Annotated in this window: 16 protein-coding genes; 3 read left to right on the top strand and 13 right to left on the bottom strand. The window is 51.6% G+C overall.

Annotation, left to right across the window (positions count from 1 at the left end):
- Nucleotides 1–60: 60 nt before the first annotated feature.
- The 9 genes from vapC to J7438_RS01815 form a co-directional block, all read right to left on the bottom strand.
- The gene (vapC, locus tag J7438_RS01855; RefSeq protein ID WP_209201786.1) at nt 61–474 is read right to left on the bottom strand and encodes a type II toxin-antitoxin system tRNA(fMet)-specific endonuclease VapC; all 414 of its coding nucleotides are present in this window, start codon (nt 472–474) and stop codon (nt 61–63) included.
- Entirely contained in the window at nt 474–713 is a 240-nt protein-coding gene (gene vapB, locus J7438_RS01850) for a type II toxin-antitoxin system VapB family antitoxin (protein ID WP_209201785.1), read from the bottom strand. The genes vapC and vapB overlap by 1 nt, the downstream gene beginning before the upstream one ends.
- Before the next feature lie 111 nt (nt 714–824).
- Nucleotides 825–920 carry a VRR-NUC domain-containing protein gene (locus J7438_RS28165; RefSeq protein WP_353620086.1) on the bottom strand — a complete coding sequence of 32 codons (96 nt, stop codon included), beginning with the start codon at nt 918–920 and terminating at the stop codon, nt 825–827.
- 1,434 nt (nt 921–2,354) lie between these two features.
- Nucleotides 2,355–3,938: a SpoVR family protein gene (locus J7438_RS01840; RefSeq protein ID WP_209201778.1), complete on the bottom strand. Its 1,584-nt coding sequence runs from the start codon at nt 3,936–3,938 to the stop codon at nt 2,355–2,357.
- Nucleotides 3,925–5,214 (bottom strand): YeaH/YhbH family protein, encoded by a 1,290-nt coding sequence (locus J7438_RS01835; protein ID WP_209275200.1) that lies wholly within the window; start codon nt 5,212–5,214, stop codon nt 3,925–3,927. Before J7438_RS01835 ends, J7438_RS01840 begins: the two co-directional genes overlap by 14 nt.
- A gap of 95 nt (nt 5,215–5,309) precedes the next feature.
- Nucleotides 5,310–7,232, bottom strand: a complete 1,923-nt coding sequence (locus tag J7438_RS01830) for a PrkA family serine protein kinase (RefSeq protein WP_209275199.1) — start codon at nt 7,230–7,232, stop codon at nt 5,310–5,312.
- Nucleotides 7,233–7,486: 254 nt separating this feature from the next.
- On the bottom strand, nt 7,487–7,750 hold the full coding sequence (locus J7438_RS01825) for a hypothetical protein (protein WP_209201777.1): 264 nt from the start codon (nt 7,748–7,750) through the stop codon (nt 7,487–7,489).
- Nucleotides 7,751–8,033: 283 nt separating this feature from the next.
- A complete protein-coding gene (locus tag J7438_RS01820) occupies nt 8,034–9,749 on the bottom strand; it encodes a VRR-NUC domain-containing protein (RefSeq protein ID WP_209275198.1) in 1,716 nt (571 codons plus the stop codon).
- Nucleotides 9,750–9,853: 104 nt separating this feature from the next.
- Nucleotides 9,854–10,522 (bottom strand): Rossmann-fold NAD(P)-binding domain-containing protein, encoded by a 669-nt coding sequence (locus tag J7438_RS01815; RefSeq protein WP_209275197.1) that lies wholly within the window; start codon nt 10,520–10,522, stop codon nt 9,854–9,856.
- A 111-nt stretch (nt 10,523–10,633) separates the two neighbouring features.
- Here J7438_RS01815 and J7438_RS01810 point away from each other — a divergent pair, with 111 nt between their 5' ends.
- Together J7438_RS01810 and ydiJ are read left to right on the top strand one after the other, a co-directional pair.
- On the top strand, nt 10,634–11,200 hold the full coding sequence (locus tag J7438_RS01810; protein WP_209275196.1) for a DUF4202 domain-containing protein: 567 nt from the start codon (nt 10,634–10,636) through the stop codon (nt 11,198–11,200).
- Nucleotides 11,201–11,388: 188 nt separating this feature from the next.
- Entirely contained in the window at nt 11,389–14,463 is a 3,075-nt protein-coding gene (gene ydiJ, locus J7438_RS01805; protein ID WP_209275195.1) for a D-2-hydroxyglutarate dehydrogenase YdiJ, read from the top strand.
- Between the two features lie 156 nt (nt 14,464–14,619).
- Here ydiJ and dmsD read toward each other — a convergent pair whose 3' ends face one another.
- The 4 genes from dmsD to J7438_RS01785 all read right to left on the bottom strand — a co-directional run bounded on the left by dmsD (nt 14,620) and on the right by J7438_RS01785 (nt 20,773).
- The gene (gene dmsD / locus J7438_RS01800) at nt 14,620–15,213 is read right to left on the bottom strand and encodes a Tat proofreading chaperone DmsD (protein WP_209275194.1); all 594 of its coding nucleotides are present in this window, start codon (nt 15,211–15,213) and stop codon (nt 14,620–14,622) included.
- Between the two features lie 94 nt (nt 15,214–15,307).
- On the bottom strand, nt 15,308–16,057 hold the full coding sequence (locus J7438_RS01795) for a class I SAM-dependent methyltransferase (RefSeq protein WP_209275193.1): 750 nt from the start codon (nt 16,055–16,057) through the stop codon (nt 15,308–15,310).
- A 47-nt stretch (nt 16,058–16,104) separates the two neighbouring features.
- Nucleotides 16,105–18,324, bottom strand: a complete 2,220-nt coding sequence (glgB, locus tag J7438_RS01790; protein ID WP_353620084.1) for a 1,4-alpha-glucan branching protein GlgB — start codon at nt 18,322–18,324, stop codon at nt 16,105–16,107.
- The gene (locus J7438_RS01785; protein WP_209275192.1) at nt 18,317–20,773 is read right to left on the bottom strand and encodes a glycogen/starch/alpha-glucan phosphorylase; all 2,457 of its coding nucleotides are present in this window, start codon (nt 20,771–20,773) and stop codon (nt 18,317–18,319) included. The genes glgB and J7438_RS01785 overlap by 8 nt, the downstream gene beginning before the upstream one ends.
- Nucleotides 20,774–21,317: 544 nt before the next feature.
- Here J7438_RS01785 and malE point away from each other — a divergent pair.
- Nucleotides 21,318–22,535, top strand: a complete 1,218-nt coding sequence (gene malE / locus J7438_RS01780) for a maltose/maltodextrin ABC transporter substrate-binding protein MalE (protein ID WP_209201769.1) — start codon at nt 21,318–21,320, stop codon at nt 22,533–22,535.
- The last annotated feature ends 18 nt before the right edge of the window (nt 22,536–22,553 follow it).

Genomic DNA, 22,553 nt, shown 5'->3' with positions numbered 1-22,553 from the left:
CTTCACCCGAGCTGGCTGGGGAGCAGATACCATCGTCAATATTTAAACCTGAATTCTGATTCAGGCAAGCGAGTCCTCTACCCAATTCTCAATTCGCAGTCCGTCCACCCGTTTAAACTCCCGGGTATTATTGGTCACCAGTACCAGACCCTCACTTCGACAATGGGCGGCAATATGCAGGTCATTAACACCAATCACCTCCCCGCGACGCTCAAGGTCAGACCGGATATCACCGTAATGAGCTGAAGCCTTTGGGGAATAATCAAGAACCTCAAGCCGACTGACAAAATCCTCAACAATATCCCGATTTTTTTTGATGTTACTGCTTTTTTCAACACCGTGGCTCAACTCTGACAAGGTGATTGCACTGATGGCAATCAGTCCGTCATTCCGGTTGAATATAGAGCCAACAACAGCCGGACGGTTTTTAATCACATAAATGCAAATGTCAGTATCCAGCATGTATTTCAGCATCAAAGTGACTCCCGCTCCCGTTGTTCCTGTGAAGCCCTTTCAGTCATAAAGTCATCGGTAACCCCGTCATCAGGGTTGATATTAAAAAAGGAATCCCACGTCTGACCCACCGGAGATAATATCCTGTCCTGCCCCCGTACCCTGACATTGACCTTTTTAACACCACCGGGAAAACGGGTCTCCGCCGGTAAGCGGACTGCCTGAGTCCGATTATTTTCAAAAACAGTACCTTGCGCCATATCAGTCGCCACCCTCCAAGCTATATACATGAAGTATATAGCATCAATCCAAAGGCTGTAACAAAGAAATTATATTTCCGGTATGAGGCTTTTTTATTCAGGTTAAAAAGACTATACCCAGCCAACATACACCACCTCCGCTGGAATTCCGTTTTCCTGAAAAAAGGCTAACCACAATTTCTGGTTTTCCTGCAGCCTGTCTCCCAGTCCCTTAACCTCCAGCCGCTATAAGTCGCTGGTCCGCAGCGTATCAACTGCCGGATAACCCTTGAGCTGGATCACCGTTCACCCATGGTGTTATTTATGAAAGATCTGACACTGACTGATGAAAACAATTGAAGTGATTACCAACGAAGGTTGCTTTCAGACATTTCTGCCAGCCGGTGACTCGAATTCTAACGGACGACTGCAAAACCGTCTGGGAAGTTATTTCTAATGGTCAATATTCTAAGGCGACTCCAAAGTGACCTTCTTTGCCAAGTACGAAGCCGACCGTCTGGGTGCAGAAGCCATTGGCCTGCACCGGATTAAGTACAAACGTATTGATGCTGATCACCCGTAATCAGTGTTGTCACTAAGGAATTGTCCCGAAATAATTTCGACATTTTGAACTCGATCTCCGTTCATCCTGAGGCTTGTCGAAGGGTGATTGGCACAATACAAGAGGCCCGAATTCACGCCCTTCGACAGGCTACAGGACGAACGTAGTTTTGAAACTCAAAAATGTGCAAATTATTCCGGGGCAATTCCTTAATTCGGTATGCTTATGGAAGAGGGTGGCAGGTTATGGCTGCCACTTGATATCGGCTGGGAAGGAACTCCTTGCCCCAGCCAGTACCCGCAATTCCACGCTCAATCATTGATTCAATAGACTCACTGTCATAACCCATTTCAGCTAACACTTCCCTGGTTGAGTGAACAAACCCTTCAGTAGGCGTGGCGGCTACGATAGCTGACTCTGTGGGTCGAATGGAATAATGATCGATCTGTGTGATCTGGTGGCCGCTGGGATGCTCAGGATAGATCGAGAAGGCAAAGCTGCCCACGTCGGTACCTGCTTTACCATCGGCAATGCTTTCTGAACATCCAAATACGAAAAATTAAAACAGATTGGCCAGTAGCTCAGCTGGAAATCCCCGGCTTTGCCGTGAAAATATTTTGCTTAACGATTTTTCATCCCAGAGGGTGGCGCAAAACATTTTCACGCACCATGGGCATTTGCGTTGGAGCACCAGGCCCCGGTTTAACCTGCACCTGGCACCCATCCACTTGCTACGGCGCTTTCTGCTTATGGGCGCTAGGAGGCTGACCGAGAATAGGCTGCCCTACTGCGGTGGCAGCAAATTGGTCTAAAAAGTCGGAAATTTTTAGCAAATAGAACCACTATTCACTAAAAATTTCCGACTTTTTATCCTCAATTTTCTGCCATCCTCGCTACGGGGTCGCCTAGACGGGCGCTATTCTCGGACAGCCTCCTAGCCCGGATATTTCATAAACTGCCCCGAATCTCGCGCAGGGCTTTGTCGCTCTATGGGATTTTGTGAGGAAGCGCCGTACCGGGGAGTACGGTCGACTGAACAAAACTCCCTTAGAGCGGCGAAGGACAAGCGAGAACGGGAGCATGTTTATGAAATATCCGGGCTAGGGGTTGACCCGCTTTTTCGACGTAACCTGAACCTGTTCTTTCCTTTCGCTGGTGCTTTCCGTGCTGAAGGTGTAATGGATGATGTTATCCTGGTCTACCGAGTCCAGTTTGACATCAAATCCCCACAGGCGATGCAGATGCTTCAAAAGTTCATGCGTGCTGTCTCGATCCAGCGGACGTCGCTGGTGCAGGTAATGGCGCAGGGTCAACGAGCGATCGCCCCGGACATCCACGTTGTAGACCTGTATGTTGGGTTCCCGGTTGCCCAGGTTGTATAGGGCAGCCAGGTTTTCCCGCAACTGCCGATAGCCCTGCTCGTCATGGATGGCATCCACTTCCAGGTAGGGGTTGATGTCGTTGTCGTCGATGCTGAACAAGCGCATGTCCCGCATGACCCTGGGGGACAGGTACTGAAGAATGAATCCCTCGTCCTTGAAGTTCTGCATGGCAAAGTGCACGGCGTCCAGCCAGTCACTGCCCGCCAGGTCGGGGAACCATTCACGGTCCTCTTCCGTGGGCTGTTCGCAGATCCTGCGAATGTCCCGGAAGATGTTAAAGCCAAGAGTATAGGGGTTAATCCCGCTGTACCGCGGATCATCAAAGGCCGGCTGAAACACGACACTGGAGTGTGAATGCAGGAATTCCAGAATAAAGCCTTCGGTGATCAACCCTTCATCATACATCTCATGCATCAGGTGGTAGTGCCAGAACGTTGCCCAGCCCTCGTTCATGACCTGGGTTTGTCGTTGCGGATAGAAATACTGCGCCACTTTACGCACGATGCGGATAATCTCCCGCTGCCAGGTCTCCAGCAGCGGCGCATTCTTTTCGATGAAGTAGAGCAGATTCTCTTCCGGGTCTTTCGGAAACCGTTCATCCTGACGTGACTGTGGTGGCTCGCTCACCGGGATGGTGCGCCAGAGATCGTTCAGGTTGCGCTGGATATACGCTTCACGCTCCCGCGAGCGTGCCTGTTCCTGCTCTGCCGAGACCGGAGCGGGGCGGATATAGCGATTGACGCCCTGATTCATCAGCGCATGGCAGGCATCCAGTATCGCTTCCACCACCGAAACGCCGTGCTTCTCTTCGCACCGGGCGATGTAGTGCTTGGCAAACAGCAGGTAGTCAATGATGGCGCTGGCGTCCGTCCACTGTCTGAACAGGTAGTTGCCTTTAAAAAAGGAGTTGTGGCCGTAGCAGGCGTGGGCGATCACCAGGGCCTGCATGGGCATGGTGTTCTCTTCCATCAGGTAGGCAATGCAGGGGTTGGAGTTGATCACGATCTCGTAAGCCAGCCCCATCCGTCCCCGCTGGTAGTTCTGCTGATTGTTGAGAAAGGTTTTGCCATAACTCCAGTGGTTGTACATCAGGGGCATCCCCACCGATGAATAGGCGTCCAGCATCTGCTCGGAGCTGATCACTTCAATCTGGTTGGGGTAGGTGTCCAGCCGGAATTTATCCGCCAACCGGGCAAACTCCCGGTCGTAAAGGTCCAGCAGTTCGAACGTCCATTCGGACCCGGTGGACAGCGGTTTTTCTCGCCGGACGGTATGCCTTTCCGGCGCTTCAGCGGCCAACATGGGAACCCTCCTTTTTTTCAAAGAGACGCCGGAAGGTGGGGTAGATATCCAGATAGCTGTGGATGTGCTGCATGGCAAAGTGATCCGGGTAGGATTCGGCAATGGTTGCGTACTCGTACCAGAGGTTCTGGTGATGCCGGTCGGTAATCTCCACGTAGGCGAAGTACTGGCAAACTGGCAACAGCTTGTCCAGGATGATGTTGGTGCAGGTGCTGGAGTCTTCGCCCCAGTTATCTCCGTCCGAGGCCTGGGCGATGTAGATGTTCCACTGGCCGGGCGGGTATCGCTGTTGAATGATGTCGTGGGTAAGCAGCAGGGCTTTTGAGACAATGGTGCCCCCGGTTTCCCGGGCGTAGAAGAAGTCGTGCTCATCACACTCCCGCGCTTCACTGTGGTGCCGGATAAAGACCACTTCCACGGCCTCGTAGTTGCGCTCCAGGAACAGGTAGAGCAACAGGAAGAAACGCTTGGCCATGTCCTTGATCTCCTGGGTCATGGACCCGGAGACATCCATAACACAAAACATCACCGCCTTGCTGGAGGGCAGGGGTACCCTGGTCATGTTATTGAAGCGCAGGTCAAAGTCGTCAATAAACGGCAGCCGTTTGAGTTTCCTGTTGAGCAACTTGATCTCTTCCCGGAGGAGGGTAGCCTGCTGCTGATCGACAGGATCCGGGCTCACTTCCATTTCCCTGAGCTGTCGCTTGAGGGTTCGGATCACTTTTCGGTCTTTACCGGACAGGGCTATGCGACGGGCATGGGCAGCCCGCAGTGAGCGCACGATATTCAGCCGGTCCGGGGAGCCGGCAGTGGTAAACCCTGCCCGTTTGAGTTGATAGTCGGTGCTGTCTTTCAGTTCTTTTCGCAGCAGGTTGGGCAGCTCCAGATCATCAAACAGGTATTCCAGGAACTCGTCCCGGTTGATCTGGAAGACAAACTCATCCGCCCCTTCGCCCCTGTCGCTGGCCTGCCCGTCACCGCTGCCCTGCCCTCCGCCACCCGGTGGCCGCTGAATGCGATCACCACGGTGAAACTCGTGATTGCCGGGATGAACATGGCCGTGATGCCCACCCTGCCCGTGGTGAAAAAACGGCTCACTGAGGTCTTTTCTGGGGATAGTGATATCACTGCCACTGTCAACGTCGGTGATGGAACGCTGGTCAATGGCATCCTGGACGGCAGCTTTGACATGATGCCGGTAGCGCTTCAGAAACCGCTGCCGGTTCACGGTGCTCTTCTTTTTTCCATTGAGACGCCGGTCGATGATGAGGCTCATGATGAACGCTCTCCCGATAGCTGCAGCTCGGTAGATCAACCCCGGTCGTGGGGCTGGAGATGGGCCCGCAGTAGGACGGACCGGTCAGTACCGGATCATTGGGACTTCCGGACCCGGATGTACCATTCCGACAGCAGGCGCACCTGTTTTTCGGTATAACCGTGAACCACCATACGGGAAACGAAGTCTGCGTGCTTGCGCTGGTCCTCCTGCGAACCCTTGGCATTGAAGGAGATGACCGGCAACAGGTCTTCAGTATTGGAGAACATTTTCTTCTCAATGACGGTGCGCATCTTTTCGTAGCTTAACCAGCTGGGGTTTTTGCCATCGAGGTTGGCCCGGGCCCGCAGTACAAAGTTGACCACTTCGTTGCGGAAATCCTTGGGATTGGCGATGCCTGCCGGTTTTTCGATTTTTTCCAGCTCTTCGCTCAAGGCACCCCGGTCCAGAATGTGCCCGGTGTCCGGGTCACGGTACTCCTGGTCCTGAATCCAGAAGTCAGCGTAGGTGATGTACCGGTCAAAGATGTTCTGGCCGTATTCTGAGTAAGACTCCAGGTAAGCAGTCTGGATCTCCTTGCCGAGAAACTCAATGTACTTGGGCGTCAGGTACTCTTTAATAAAAGCAAGGTAACGGTCATGAACCTCTTCCGGAAACTGTTGCTGCTCAATCTGTTGCTCCAATATATAAAGCAGATGCACCGGGTTGGCCGCCACCTCGGTTGGATCGAAGTTGAATACCTTGGACAGGATTTTGAAGGCGAACCGGGTGGAAAGCCCGTTCATACCTTCATCCACCCCGGCCATATCCCGGTATTCCTGCAACGGCTTGGCCTTGGGGTCGGTGTCCTTCAGGTTTTCACCGTCGTATACTTTCATCTTGGAGTAGATAGAAGAGTTCTCCGGCTCCCTGATGCGGGAAAGCACCGTGAACTGGGCCAACATCTTGAGCGTATCCGGGGCACAGGGTGCCGCTTTGAGCGAGCTGTGTTCCAGCAATTTCTGGTAAATATGCACCTCCTCACTGACCCGGATGCAATAGGGCACCTTGACAATGTTGACCCGGTCGATGAAGGCTTCATTGGTCTTGTTGTTCCGGAAGGACTGCCACTCAGACTCATTGGAGTGCGCCAGCAGAATCCCCTCATAGGGAATGGCCCCCAGCCCTTCGGTGCTGTTGTAATTGCCCTCCTGGGTGGCGGTCAGCAATGGGTGCAGCACTTTGATGGGTGCCTTGAACATCTCCACGAATTCCATGATGCCCTGGTTGGCCCGGCACAACGCCCCTGAAAAACTGTAGGCGTCGGGGTCATCCTGGGCATACTCTTCCAGCTGGCGGATATCCACCTTGCCCACCAGACTGGAAATGTCCTGGTTGTTTTCATCACCGGGTTCAGTTTTGGCAATGGCAATCTGGTTCAGCCTGCTTGGGTAGAGCTTGACCACCCGGAACTGAGTAAGGTCGCCACCAAACTCGTTCAGGCGCTTGACCGCCCAGGGGGACATGATGTAGCTGAGATAGCGACCGGGAATGCCGTATTCCTCACTAAGAATGGCCCCATCCTCTTCAGGGTTGAACAGTCCCAACGGCGATTCAAACACCGGCGACCCCTTGATGGCATAAAACGGCACCTTTTCCATCAGCTGCTTCAGTTTTTCGGCCAGGGAGGACTTGCCACCCCCTACGGGACCAAGCAGGTAAAGGATCTGTTTTTTCTCTTCCAGGCCTTGGGCCGCGTGTTTGAAATAAGAGACCAGCTGTTCAATGGCCTCTTCCATGCCATAAAACTCTTTGAACTCCGGGTAACGTTTGATCAACTTATTGGAGAAAATCCTGCTCAGTCGCGGATCACGGGCGGTATCAATCACTTCCGGCTCACCGATGGCCTTCAGCATGCGCTCGGCTGCATTGGCGTAGGCCGAAGAATCCTCTTTACAGAGCTTCAGGTAGTCCAGCAGGCTCAGCTCTTCCTGCTGAACTGCCTCATACCGTTGCTGGAATTGCGCAAAAATGGACATAGCAAACGACCCCACCGTGTAGAAAGGGAGAGAGTAGACATCTAACCGGGTAGCGCCAGAGAACAGGCAACATCACCTGATCCCTTGGTTCAGTGTACACACGCTGCCCGTGTGGTCTCTGCAGTCTGACAAGAAATGAACGCCCCTTGACCGTTAAATGATCGGCGAATCAAACCCGGGTAACACTCGATGTAAAAAAAGACCTGACAGCGTATATACCGTGACTGAATCAGGTGCTGGATATGCTGAAAATACTACTTGCTCTTTCGGTAACAATCCCTGATGCCCACCTCTTTCAAGGGGTAATTGTCGATCAAATGGTGATAAACCAGACTGCTCTGCTGTTCACAGACAAGAGCAATCTGTCGTTCAATATCTGCAAGATTCGCTTGTGCCGCCACCGCTCGTTGAATCACTGCGTGGACATCCACATGCAGCGCTCTGGCTTTGCTGAGCAAATCGGCGGAGAGATCGGTTTCAAATGCAACAGGACTGTCGTGACCAGTTTTTATAACCATGATCAACCTCCTCAATCATCAGCTGTCGCTTAATTGTAGCAAATCAAATAGAATTGAAGCGTTTTAGAAATCGGTATCTTCTCAAACTCCCTGAGCTTGCTGGCTGTTTGGTCACAATTGACACCAAAAAAAAAATGAGGAATTGTCCCGGAATAACTTCCTCTTTTTTGCCACGGAGTCACGGAAGAAAGATTTTTTTCTCTGTGCCTCCGTGTCTCCGTGGTAAAATTCTTTCTTGGTGGAAGTTATTTCAGGGCAGTTCCTAAGGGAAGTACGATATTCGCTACTTTATATTGAGCTGCGTTCTGTCCGCTGCCCATCTGACATACACCACCTCCGCTGGAATCCCGTTTTCCTGAAAAAAAGCCAACCACAATTTCTGGTTTTCCTGCAGCCTGTCTCCCGGCCCCTTAACCTCCAGCCACTGGTACCGGTTATTTGCCGGATCAAACAGGATCAGGTCCGGAAACCCGGTTCGGTTGTGGGCAATATCAAACATCAGTCGTTGAAACATGGCACGCAGTTGTTCTATCGGTATCAACGATACGGCCAGGGTAATCAGCCCCGGACTGAGTACTGGCCAGATAACCAGATGATTGCTGATCCCCTGCTTCCCGTTATAGGTTGTCAGCAGAGTATTCAGAAGATTGCTTTCAGACATTTCTGCCAGCCGGTGATGAATCGAATCCTTACAGCTTCGATAAAAATCCGGAGTCATCAGATCTGCTGGTCCACTCTGAAACGGGTGGAAAAACGCCCCCTCCCTGTCGGCAAAGATAATATCCCAGAACCACAGGCCAGCAAGCCCATTGATCAGGGCATTTTCCACATAAAACACCTGCCAACCCTGATCTTTGAAATGCGCCTGCACCTGAAATTCAACCCGCTGCCCATTGTCATTCAGCTCAAGAGTCCGTTGGTTAAACGATGCGGTTTGCCGCCTGCGCTTCTCACCCTTCAGGGTTTTGGCAAACCGATGGGCAAAGGCCATCTCCAGGCTGCTGGCTGGTGAAGCCTGTATCTCTTCACAAAGTGCCAAAGCGCCAGCCGTATCATTGAGTTTGGCCAAAATGCGAGCCCGCCGTTCCCGGGATGGGGGCAAATACGACTGCTGAAAACTGGCGACTGCCTCCCGCAAAGCACCTTGCCTTTCCAGATCACGGGCAATGGCATTCACCAGCCGGGCATAACGTCGCTTAAGGGTCGGATGGCTGAAATCAGACGACGGTGGTAACTTAGCGGCCAGGGCTTGCAACTCATCAAGGTCAAGCTTCTTATTGTCCCGGGCAACTTCCTGCCAGAGCAGCGACAGGCTCAATCCCTGCTCCAGCTCCTCCCGGCTGTCAAATAACCGGGAGTTTAGCGGATAGCTTTCAAAACGATTCAATCCCAGGTCCTGAAGTACAAACTCCGTCAAATCCTGACTGAGGTTACCAAAGAACAGGAACAATAAGGTTCTCAGTTCTTCCCGGTACAGAGGTTGAAGTATGGTAAATGGCAGGTCAGGGCATGGGTTACCGCTATCAACCAGCCGGTTTACCAACGCCTGCTTACGTTCGCTTCGGTAAGGGCCAAGCTGGTCAGGAAAACAGCACAGTAACTCACTTTTGGTCATAAGATCGGACACCGCAACCAGATCCAGCGGCGGGTTAACCTGCATAAGACCCGCACCGACCAATTCATTAATCGCCAATTCAATGGAGGCAATTTCCGGATAGTTGAGTTTATCCCACCGAAACATCGGGCCTTTGCGCCCTACCAGCCGCACATAGAGTTTCTGTGCATCTTCCTCCAGCCGTCGGAAGGTGTTGAGAAAAGCGGTTTCGCGGCAACTCAATAAATCAGCATACTGCTGCTCAACAAAACCAAGCAGCCGCTGAAAATTGGTCAGGTAATAGTCTTCAGGTAATACCATCGGTGTGTGCAATGCAGCCTCGCTATTAAGTAGTGAACCAAATGGAATCGTATATTTCTGGCTTAGTGAGCAGTTACTATGCAAGGCTCAACGCAGGGAGCATAGCCTTAGCTATGTGACCGGAGTTGTAACGCAGCAGAGTGGCTGTCCACTAAGTCAGAAACATACGATTTCATTTGGTTAACTACTTATTCACAGACAGCAATATCGGAAGGGCGGAACACCTGCAAACCGGACACATCCAGTAATGACTGCTGGTACATCAATGTTGCCAGTGCTGTAATCCGGGTGGGACGAAGTACTTTCAAACCGGAAACCGGCAGGCTGCCTAACAGCGACAGCAGATAAAATCCAACAGACTCCATCAGCCGGAACTCATCTCGCCTGCCATGCAGCAATGACGGCTGGTAAATAGCCAGAGAGCGAAGCCCCAGTGCTTTCAGCCCACTCTCCGCCTCACCTTTCACCTTCATATAAAAGCCCAGAGACCCCTTATCTGCCCCATAAGCACTGATCAGATGAAACGACGGCTGTCCATGGTCCACTGCCCACTGACCAAGTGCCAGAACATAGTCACGATCAACTTTGGCAAAGGCTGGCTTTGAGCCAGCCTTTTTTATGGTAGTACCAAGACAACAGAACAAGACGTCAACGGTTAAATCCAGATCCTGTAACTGATCCAGGCTCAGCACCACCTCCCTGACTTTGGCGTGGCCAGCCCATTGTGTCGTCCGGTAGTGCAGAACAACGACCTCAGAGTAGTGGCTTCGCTCCAGCAAGTATTGCATCAACACCTGCCCGGTGGCACCGGTCGCACCAACCACCATGGCAACCCTCGGGGACTTTTCTTTACTCATCCTTTTTAACCCGACTATCCAGTTGAGTAGAATCACAAATACCAGTCGAAATCCACTGGCAAATCAAGTAAAAAGTGCGACATAACTATTTTTAAAATGAGATCGCAGTTTATGACCAGGCTTGCAGAAACATTGGCCGCCATTGACCAGCTTCACCAGATGGACCCAAGCGTCATTGATGATACCCCGGCAGAATTAAGCTACGCCCGGCAAATGACCCACTGGTTACAACAGCTGGCTCCGGATGCTTCTGAGGAGTTGCAGATCGCCGTTCGCAGTCAGCACCTCTGCCGCTGGGAAATCCCCCGTTCAGAATACCCTGAAGGACGCACCGGCTACCTGAAGTGGCGCACCGAACTGGGCAAACTGCATGCCCGAAAAGCCGGTGAAATCATGGCCAGAAACGGTTATTCAGAAGCAAGCTGTGCACAAGCGTCAACGATTATCCGCAAGCAGGGCATCAAGCGAAATGCCGACACCCAGACGCTGGAAGACTGTGCCTGCCTGGTCTTTTTGACCCGGGACTTTTCGGCCTTTGCCGCCAAACACCCCAGGGACAAGGTGATCACCATTGTACAGAAAACCTGGAAAAAAATGTCTGAGCAGGCTCAGCAGAAAGCGTTGGCTTTGCCATTTGCAGAGCCTGACCTGCAGGTTCTTCAGGAGGCGTTGGCGTAGGAACGGTCATATTGCAATAAGTGCTGCCCGCTGCCCGAAAAAGACAGACTGCATGTGCTTGTGCGGGAAGCGGGAAGCGACTTCAGAAAACACAACTTGCCAGAGCAACCCCCAAACCCACCACCTTTTGTTCCCTACCTTCTCTGCTTTACGTACAATACCCCACGGGATTGATGGGGAGTAAAGCTGTGATCAGCAGGCTGGATCAGAAAACAACAAACACCTTGTATAGCCACTTTGCCCGTGAACTGGCCTCTGCTGGTTTTAGCGGGGATATTGAGCTGGGCTATGCCGACCGGACCGTTCTGGCAACAGACAATTCGATCTATCAGGTACTGCCAGAGGGAGTACTCTACCCTCGCTCAACGGCAGACATCAGCAGGATTCTCACCCTGGCCAATAAACCGGCGTTCCATCAGATCGTCGTGTCTCCCCGCGGTGGTGGTACCGGCACCAATGGTCAGTCGCTGACGTCTGGTTTTATGGTGGACACCAGTCGTTATATGCACCAGGTGCTGGAGATCAATACCAGAGAGCGCTGGGCCAGGGTTCAATCCGGCGTGGTCAAAGACTACCTGAACGAGCTGGCAGCGAAAGAAGGCCTGTTCTTTGCCCCGGAACTCTCCACCAGCAACCGGGCAACCGTGGGCGGCATGGTGAATACCGATGCCAGCGGTCAGGGTTCTGTGGTGTATGGCAAAACCCGGCACCATGTACTTGAACTGACCTCGGTGCTTGCCGATGGCACGGTATGGAACTCCTCACCAGTCGATAACGATCAACTAGAGCAGCTGTGTCAACGACAGGACCGCATTGGCGAGATTTATAACACCCTGAAAAAGACCCACCGCGAACATCAACAACAGGTGTCTGACGTATTCCCTCACCTGAATCGAAACCTGACCGGCTATGACCTGGCCAATATTGTCAATAAAGATAACCAGCATGATCTGAATGCCATTCTCTGCGGTTCCGAAGGAACCCTGGCCATCATCAGTGAGATTAAAGTTAACCTGCTGCCTATTCCCAAACACTCTGCCCTGGTGCTGGTTTTCTACAAAAGTTTCCAGGACTCGCTGCAGGATGCCCAGACACTGATGTCCGCTGTGCCAGATTCCATTGAAACCATCGACTCCCGTGTGCTTGGGCTGGCAAAGGCTGACAGTGTCTGGGAAAACGTCAAAGACTTCTTTCCCGGGCAGAGTGATGATATTGACGGCATCAACTTTGTCGAGTTTACCGGCGACAATGAAACGGAGATTCAGCAGGGTATCGATCGCCTGACAGCCGTACTGGAAGAACCGGTCAGTATCTGGCGTGCCGGTCACAGCGTCGTGAAAGGCACCGGCAATGTTAAAAAAATCTGGAACATGCGCAAGCAGGCTGTCGGGCTGCTGGGCAATATGAAAGGCGACGCACGCCCTATACCCTTTGTGGAAGATGTGGCGGTTCCTCCGGAAAATCTCGCTGACTTTATTCAGGCTTTCCGGGCACTACTGGACAGTCACCACCTTTCCTATGGCATGTTCGGGCATGTGGATGCCGGTGTTCTCCATGTGCGCCCGGCCATCGATATGAAAGACCCGGAACAGGAGAAACTGGTCCGGTTAATCAGTGATGACGTGGCCGCCCTGGCCAGAAGTTATGGTGGTGTGCTCTGGGGCGAGCACGGTAAAGGAATCCGTTCGGAATACGCACCGGACTTCTTTGCCGAACTCTACCCGGTGCTGCAGGAAATTAAAGGCGTATTTGATCCTTACAACCAGTTAAACCCCGGCAAGATTGCCACCCCCGCCACCGAACCGGTTCAGCTGCTGAAGATTGATGAAGTGCCCACCCGTGGCCAGCAGGACCGGGAAATTGAGCGCAATGCCTTTGCCGCGTTTACCAGCAGTTTGTACTGCAACGGCAACGGTGCCTGCTTTAATTACAACCCCAACAGCGCCATGTGCCCCACCTGGAAAGCCACCTATGACCGGACGCAATCCCCGAAAGGCCGCTCTGGTCTGGTGCGGGAGTGGCTGCGGTTACAAACCGCCGCTGGTGCCGACATAGCTGGCGAAAGCCATAAGATCCGTCAGGCGGGCCCACTCTACAACGGTGGTCAGAAACTGATAAACCTGGTGAACAAATGGCGGGGTGAAGAGGACTTCAGTCATCAGGTGTATGGAGCTCTGGATAACTGCATGAGCTGTAAGTCCTGTGCCGGGCAATGCCCGATTCAGGTCAATGTGCCCGACCTGCGCTCCCGTTACTTCGAACTTTATCATGGCCGCTACCCGAGACCGGTCAAACACCATGTGGCCGGTTTACTGGAGCCAATGCTGCCGGTACTCGCCAGGATCAAACCGGCTTACAATCTGGTTATGGGCTGGTCAGTGGCCAATACCCTTGCCAGCAAAACCATTGGTCTGCAGGATATTCCGGCGATTACCAGTTCATCGCCGGTTAACGACTGCTGTCGTGCTGGTGCGGCCATTGCCAACCGCACGTTGCTGGATGCCATCCCCGATAGTGAACGGGATAAAACCGTCATTATTATTCAGGATGCCTTTACCAGCTTCTTTGAAACACCGCTGCTGACCGACCTGGTTGAACTGCTGATTCGTCTTGGCTACCGCCCATTGATTGCCCCTTACCGCCCCAATGGAAAAGTACTCCATGTCTATGGCTTCCTGGGTCGGTTTGAAAAAATCGCCAGAACCAATGGTGAGGAGCTGAAAGCACTGGCCGACACTGGCATCAGCCTGGTGGGCATTGATGCGGCGGTTACCCTGACCTATCGGGATGAGTACCGGGAAGTGATGGGCGACAGATCCCCGGAAGTACTGCTCCTGTCCGAATGGTTTGCCAAACAGTCAGAAACAATACGTCAGTTGCAATTAAACCTTGCCAGCACGGCTCTTTCCAACAAAAGCGAAGACTTTGTGCTACTGGGCCACTGCACAGAAATCTCCAATGTCCCCGCAGCTCCTGCTCAATGGCAACAGTTATTCAGTGACCTGGGCCTTAAACTCACCTATAAAGCCACCGGCTGTTGTGGCATGGCGGGCATCTACGGCCATGAGACCCGTAATCAGGAAACCTCAAGAAAGCTCTACGATATGAGCTGGAAGGAGGTTGTGCAGAACCCTGAACACAGTGGCAGGCTGGTGGCTACCGGTTATTCCTGTCGCAGCCAGGTGAAACGTTATGGTGATGGCAAGATTCCACACCCGGTTCAGGCACTGCTGCAGGTGATGAAACAACAGGCTGTGAATTAGCCAGTTTTTTGCACCACAAAGACACGAAGACACAAAGGAAGCCTTTATTGTTTGCCGTGCGTAGCTCAGGCAAGCCCATAAAAACTTTGTGTCTTTGTGCCTTTGTGGTTCAAGTGCTAGTACGACAGCCTTAATGTATATTGCGGTGCAAAAAGCTTATCGATATAACTGACGGGGTTCCGCCATTACATCATACGCTGCAGAGACTTCCTTCAGGAATTCATCAGCCACCACCGCCAGCGCACGGTAAAAGCCGCTCTCATCCGCCTCTGCCAGCAATTCCAGATAACGGCCAGACCATGGCAGCAGATGGGTGCCAAGCAATTCCACCACCGCATCGTCATTCTCCGTTTCCATAAAGTAAGCCATGGCCAGAATCATCAGGCCAAACTGATCTTCCGGCTCATTCAAATCGGTATCCAGTTCCACCTGGTTTGCCCGCAGAAACTGGCGATAAGCCTGCGCCGTTTCACCCAGCAGCAAATTCTCCCGGTCCAGATAAACCGATCCCCAGGGCGGCGCTGGCATAGCGCCCTGCCCCTCAAACAGCAGGGAAAATTGATAAGTCAATTCCGCTATATCCACAGAACACAGCTGTGCAGCAGCTTCTTCAATAAGAGAAGGATTCTGCCAGTCCAGCAGAGCAGGCAGCTCAGCCAGTTCGGCGATAACGCTGCTGGCTTCTTCGGAGATTGGAGAGTAATAAAACAGGGTTCCCAGCATTCTGGGAAGAACGGCAACAGCAGACAACTCGGCACTTCCTGAAATCAAACATACGGAGACGACGAACTATAGTAGCGGGCGATTTTCTTGAGTATATGGAGTAATACCGAAAAACTATCCCTCACTTCCTGAACGCCTCAATCGCCACAATAAACGGATCGGCCTGATATGCTGCCCAGTAATCGCCCCCCCTGGCCTTAAGCCCTTCTTCAGAAACGTTTGGGTAAAGCACATTCACGTTGGTCAAACCTGCTTCTTGCAAGCACTGGACAATAGTATCGGTAGACCAGCAGTAATCGGTAAAATGAACCTCAGTTTCCCCGACTTGAATGGCCAGTTCAAACGGATCACCGTCCTGCAGGTTTGCCACAGCGTCCACTTTTTTTCCATAGCAGTCATCCGGTGCCTGAGGATTACCCTGTACCCGGGCATGACGCTCAGAATCCAGCGCCAGCAGATAACTATAGCCGCCCGGTGACGTATGATACCAGAGGGTTTCAGCCAGCTCTTTCAGATGGCTCAGGCTCGCCAGACGACAGGTCAGCCAGAAGGCCAGCACCGCTGAAAATGAACGCTCCAGTCGCAATGTTGTTGGATCCGCCTGCTTGTACTCAATACCAGGGTCAGCAGACTCGTTCAACTGTATAGCCCGATCCAGCATGGCCGGACACTGATCCACACCCACCACATACTCAGCCCCGGCCGCCAGGGCAAGGCGGGAAAAGAAACCTTCGCTGCAGCGCAGATCCAGCACAGAGTTCACTGGATGCGTCATAAACAGACTTTTTACATAAGGGGTGTAGACGTATTTGCCAACGGGGGACTCAGCCACTGCAATGGCATAATCATCCGGCGTGAAAAAATGACTCATATTCGCGCATCCTTAATGAGCAATCTGCTCATATCCAGAGAAATGGTTTATTCGTTCAGGTGCAAAAAAACCGTCGCTAATGGCGGTAGCGTCATCACTAATGAATGCAGCTGATGATGCATTGGCACAGGTTCTGCCACCAGGGACAGTTCATTCAACACACCACTGCCGGCAAACTCACGACTGTCGGAATTAAACACCTCTTTCCAGACACCGGCTACGGGGACTCCCAGCCGGTAATGGGGCCTGACCACCGGGGTAAAATTACAAATGACCACCACCGGTGAGTCATTGACGGTATGCCGACTGAAGGCGATAACTGACTGAAGCTCATCATCGGTAATTAACCACTGAAAGCCCGTTGGGTTGTAATCGAAATGCCATAAGGCAGGTGAGGCCCGGTAAGTGGCATTCAAATGCCTGACCATAGTCGTTAGACCACGGGAAAATTGACTTTCCTCCGGTAACAACCAGTCCAGCTGACCATCGTGATTCCATTCACGGCAGGAACCCAGCTCCGCGCCCATAAACAACAATTTTTTACCGGGATGCCCAAACATATAACCGTACAAAGCGCGAAGGTTGGCAAACTGCTGCCACTCATCTCCCGGCATTCGGCTGAGCAGTGTGCCTTTGCCATGGACCACCTCATCATGGGAAAGCGGTAAAATAAAGTGTTCACTGTCGTTGTACACCATGCTGAACAGGATCTGATCATGGTGATAACGACGATGCTCCGGATAGCGGGCCAGGTAATTCAGGCTGTCATGCATCCACCCCATATTCCACTTGTAACCAAACCCCAGCCCGTTGTCGTAAGTAGGCATCGAGACTCCCGGCCAGCTGGTAGACTCTTCAGCAATCATCATGGCATCGGGATAGTGCTGGTATACGGTTTCATTCAGCTCCCTGATAAACTGGACGGCCTCAAGGTGTTCATTGCCCCCCAGAACATTAGGTTGCCACTCGCCTGCGCCCCTTGAATAGTCGAGATAGAGCATGGAAGCGACCGCATCCACCCGCAGACCATCCACATGGAACTGTTCAAACCAGAACAACGCATTGCTGATCAGAAAGTGTCTGACCTCCGGGCGTCCGTAGTTATAAATATGTGTCTGCCAGTCCGGATGCCATCCCCTTTGGGGATCTTCATATTCATAAAGATGGGTGCCATCAAAGCGGGCCAGGCCATGAGTGTCAGAGGGAAAGTGTGCCGGAACCCAGTCAAGAATGACCCCGATACCAGCATCATGAAACCGGTCTATTAATGCTTTCAACCCATCCGGATCACCGTAACGGCTGGTTGGCGCAAATAAACCTACCGGCTGATAACCCCAGGAACCATTAAAAGGGTGCTCGTGAAGCGGGAGAAATTCAACATGAGTAAACCCCATCTCTTGCACATAAGGCACCAGTTGTTCAGCCAGTTCAGTGTAATTCAACAGCTGCCCAAGCTTGCCTTTTTTCCAGGAGCCCAGGTGTACCTCATAAATACAGACCGGTCGATCTAACCCCTGGCGCTGATGCCACACCGTATTCTGCCATTGATATTTGCGGGAATCATAGACAATGGATGCATTCCCCGGTGGCTGCTCTGCATAAAAGGCAAAGGGGTCCGCCTTATGGGGCAGAAGCTGACCATTCGGGTCTTTCAGCTCAAATTTATACAGATCCCCCGCTGTTACTTCAGGAATAAACAACTGCCATATACCACTGTTGCTGCCGGCCATCTGGTGCAGCCGACCATCCCAGTGGTTAAATGAACCAATCACACTGACACTGCGGGCATGGGGCGCATAAACACGAAATATGACGCCTTGCCAGCTATGGCCTGAAAGCGTCACAGAATGGAGGTGCGCACCCAGTGTATGGTGCAGCCAGTTGTGGCGGATGACCGGCTCTGTGCGACAGAGGCTGGAAAATTGATAAGGGTCGTTAGCCCTGAACTGATGATGCTGGGCATTGGTGACCAGCAGGTGATACGCCAGAGGCTGAGAGATCTCCGGAAATTGCAGCTCAAACAGCCCCGGTGCAATATCAGTCGCGGGCCCCAGGCTCTTTCCGGTAACCTCATCAATAACATCCACACTGATGGCGTCTGGCCGCCATACTCTGACTACCAGCCCTTTACCGGTTCTGGCGGGATGCCAACCAAGCAAATCAAAGGGGCTGGCACAGCAGCTATTCAGAAGGTCATCAAGCACGGTATCCCGGCTGTCAGAATCCAGCCGGATACCTTCAAGAGCATCGTCCATAATCCTAGACATCAATATTCCAGATGGTTTTACAGTAGTCGACAATGGACCGATCCGATGAAAACTTGCCCATGGATGCGGTATTAATGATCGCCATTCGCCACCAGTGGGATGGATTCTTCCAGGCTTGAACGATCCGGTCATGGGCGTCACTGTAAGACTGGTAGTCTGCCAGGGTCAGGAAGTAGTCCGAATCCAGCAGAGATTCCACCAGTGGACGAAAGGCATCCGGCTCGTCAGGAGTGAGGTCTCCCGATGCCAGCCAGTCAATAACCGCCTTCAGTTCTTCATTGTGCTGATAGACATCCCGGGGGTTATAACCCCGCTGACGCAGATCACTGACGTCATCCACCGTCTTGCCGAAAATAAAGATATTGTCCTCGCCCACCTCTTCAGCAATTTCCACATTGGCACCATCCAGGGTTCCTATGGTTAACGCGCCATTCAGGGCAAATTTCATATTCCCGGTACCTGAAGCCTCAAAACCGGCGGTGGATATCTGCTCAGAAACATTGGCCGCAGGAATGATTTTCTCAGCCAGACTGACCCGGTAATTGGGCAGGAACACCACTTTCAGCTTGTCCCGAATGCGGCGGTCATTATTGACTCGCTCAGCCACACGATTAATGGCGTAGATAATGTTTTTCGCCACCAGATAACCCGGCGCTGCTTTGGCTGAAAAAATAAACACCCGTTGTGGTACATCCAGGTCGGGGTCTTCGAGCAGACGACGGTAAATCGCGATGATATGCAAAAGATTCAGCTGCTGCCGTTTGTATTCATGCAGACGCTTGATTTGCACATCAAAGATCGCCTCAGGATTGACTTTGACACCGCCCAGCTCATCTATAACACCAGTCAGGTGTTTCTTATTGTCCAGTTTGATCCGGGCAAATGTTTCCTGAAACTGTGGATCATCAGCCCGGGTCTTTAACTCGCTTAATTGGGCAAGATCGCTGCGCCAGTCGCCGCTGAGCGTCTGATCAATCAGCTCAGCAAGTTCAGGGTTACAGTTGGCAAGCCAGCGTCTGGGGGTTACGCCATTGGTGACATTGACAATTTTCTCAGGCCAGAGCTGGTCAAATTCCGGGAAGAGATTTGCCTTCACCAGCATTGAGTGCAAAGCAGCCACACCATTGACTTTATGACTGCCAATAACCGACAGGTATGCCATACGTACCATTTGTGGTTCCGCAGGATTTGCCGGCTCTTCAATAATAGACAGGCGACGTTTCATCTGATGGTCACCGGGCCACCGTGCTTCTACCTCCTTATTCAGAAAGTGGTAGTTCAGTTTATAGATCAACTGCATGTGTCTGGGTAAAACCCTTGCGACCAACCCCTGAGGCCAGGTTTCCAGGGCTTCAGGCAGCAGCGTATGGTTGGTGTAGCAGAAAACGCTGCGGCATACTTCCAAAGCCTTGGTAAACACAAAATCCTCTTCATCCATAAGTATTCGCATCATCTCAGGCACAGCGATTGCCGGGTGCGTATCATTTAACTGAATAACGACTTTACTGGTGAATTCTTCCCAGCCTTTATGCTCACGCTTGTAACGGGCAATAAGATCCGCCAGCGAGCAGGCAACAAAGAAATACTGCTGAATAAAGCGCAGCTCTTTGCCTTCCGGATGACTGTCGTTTGGATAGAGCACCTGACTGATATTTTCTGCAAGAATTTCCCGGAACCTGGAATCCTGATAACGACCGGCATCAAAGCTGTCCAGGTCGAACCCTTCTGTCGCCCGCCCCTCCCAGAGGCGCAGGGTGTTAACACGCTCAGTGTTATAGCCGGTTATTGGCAAGTCCCAGGGAACACCGAGCACTTCCTGGGTATCCTCCCACAGCTTTTTGCCATCAACCTCCCTGACCTTGCCGTATAATCGTATAACCTGTTTTCTTTTCGGTTTTTCAATGCCCCAGGGAAAATTGTCTTCCCGCCAGGCATCCGGGCTTTCCACCTGTTTACCGCTGACAAAGCCCTGCTTGAACAGACCAAAGCGGTAATTAATGCCATAACCAAATGCGGGAACGTTCAGAGTGGTCAGTGAGTCGAGAAAACAGGCCGCCAGTCGTCCAAGCCCGCCATTACCCAGTGCCGGATCCGTTTCGTATTCCAGAACATCCGCAAGGCTCACGCCAAAACTGGCCATGGCTTTTTCAGCCTGATGGTAGATCCCCAGATTATGAAGGTTATTGCCCAGCAAGCGCCCTACCATAAACTCAAGTGACAGGTAGTAAACCCTTCGGGCTCCCTGGTCTTTTTCATCCCTCCGGGTATTCCTGGTACGATCCAGATTGATCTCCCTGGCCAGCAGGCTTAATGATTCCCAGTAATCGCCGGGGGTCGCTTCCTCGGGTTCAACCCCGAGAGACTGTTCAAGATGACGACGAATTCCCTGTTCAATCTGAACCGTATCCATATTACGAACTGAACTCAGATCTACATTGATTCTATCCATATCAAACACTCTCTTGTGGCAGCTCAAGCTTGTCAGATTGATCTATTGAGAGGAGTCGTCACAGAAAACAGCTTGAGAGAAGTAACTAAAAACTAAGAACCGGTATATGGAGGCAAAGTTAGTCCTTGCGCCATTACCAATAATGGAAAACCATGAGTAAGTTATAGTTGCCTGACCCTGATTAGGTATACTTTTGTCGTTTTTTTTTAGAGTTATATCAATTTAAGCAATATAAACGACGACAAATAACTGATTTATATAAATCAAATAACAACTGACATTCAAATATAACCACGCAGCGGAAAAGTAGTATTAAAAACAAACTGTTAATAACCAAAACATCACCTTAATTAATGTATTGGATATTCTTACTGGCATACTCAAACACAGCGATTATTATTAGTCGGTATTCGATTCATTCATCTGGCTAAGACCTGACTGGTTTTTTAGTAATCAACCATGGTTCTTTTAACCTGTTAACGACGTCCCTTACCCGAATAGCCAGCCGCTTTCAAGCAGCCTGGTTTGCCCGGAGAAATCAGAAATGATCCCTTCGCTGATTAAAAAAACTTTCCCAGCTATCCTGACAGCACTGTCACTGATCTTTGCCGGTAGCGTATCGGCCTTCAGCTCTGACGAGCTGTTGATATGGGTTGGTGGCGACAAAGCCTATGAAGGTATTCGCAAGGTCGGTGCCCAGTTTACCAAAGACATGGAGATAACCGTTAAAGTCGAAATCCCGGAAAATATTACCGACCGCTTTCAACAGGCAGCAGCCTCCGGCAGCGGACCTGACATTATTTTCTGGGCCCATGACCGATATGGTGAATGGGCGAGAAGTGGTTTGCTGGCACCTGTCCGCCCATCATCAGAGTTTAAAAAAGGCGTGAACAACATTGGCTGGGAAGCCATGACCAGTAATGGCAAAATCTATGGCTACCCTGTCTCTCTGGAAGCCATCAGCCTTATTTATAACAAAGAGATCCTGCCAACACCGCCTGCCACCTTTGAAGAAATGTTTCCCCTGGCCAGTAAACTGAAACAGCAGCCAGTCCCCAACAAGAAGAATGAAAAAGGCATCATTACGATTATGTGGGATCAGGTTCAACCCTATTTCACCATGCCACTGCTGGCAGCAGATGGCGGTTATGTTTTTCAGAAAACGGCCAAAGGCTATGACGTTAAGAAAACCGGTGTAAACGACAAAGGCGCAATGGAAGGTGCCAAGATGCTGCTCGACCTGATCGATAAAGGCGTGATGCCACGTGGCGTTGACTATGGCGTGATGGAAGCCAATTTCAACCAGCAGAAAGTCGCCATGATGATCACCGGCCCCTGGGCCTGGGCGAATCTGGATAAGAGTAAAATCAACTATGGTGTTGCACCACTGCCCAAACTTCATGGCAAACCGGCCAAGGCATTCGTTGGCGTATGGGGGGCAGCACTTAATAATGCCAGCCCTAACAAGTCCATTGCCAAAGAGTTTCTGGAGAATTACCTGCTCACCGAACAGGGGTTGACCGTTATGAACAACGACGTCCCTCTTGGTGCCGTAGCCAATAGGGCGTTGATGAAAAAACTGATGAAAGACCCTCGTATCGCAGCAACGTACAAGAATGTTGAACAGGGCCTGATCATGCCAAATGTTCCCGAGATGGGTAAATTCTGGTCTGCCATGGAGACCGCTCTGCGCAATATTACCAGTGGCCGACAAAACTACCGTGAAGCCCTGAACGACGCGGCAAAACGCATCATCGGCTAACCGTTTCCTGTCGAGAGG

Origin of the sequence: Thalassotalea sp. G20_0 (assembly GCF_017744175.1) — a bacterium.
In the GTDB taxonomy this organism is placed as follows: domain Bacteria; phylum Pseudomonadota; class Gammaproteobacteria; order Pseudomonadales; family Endozoicomonadaceae; genus Endozoicomonas.
The sequence above is the reverse complement of the archived record's forward strand: the minus strand, read 5'-3'. Positions and strand labels throughout refer to the sequence as shown.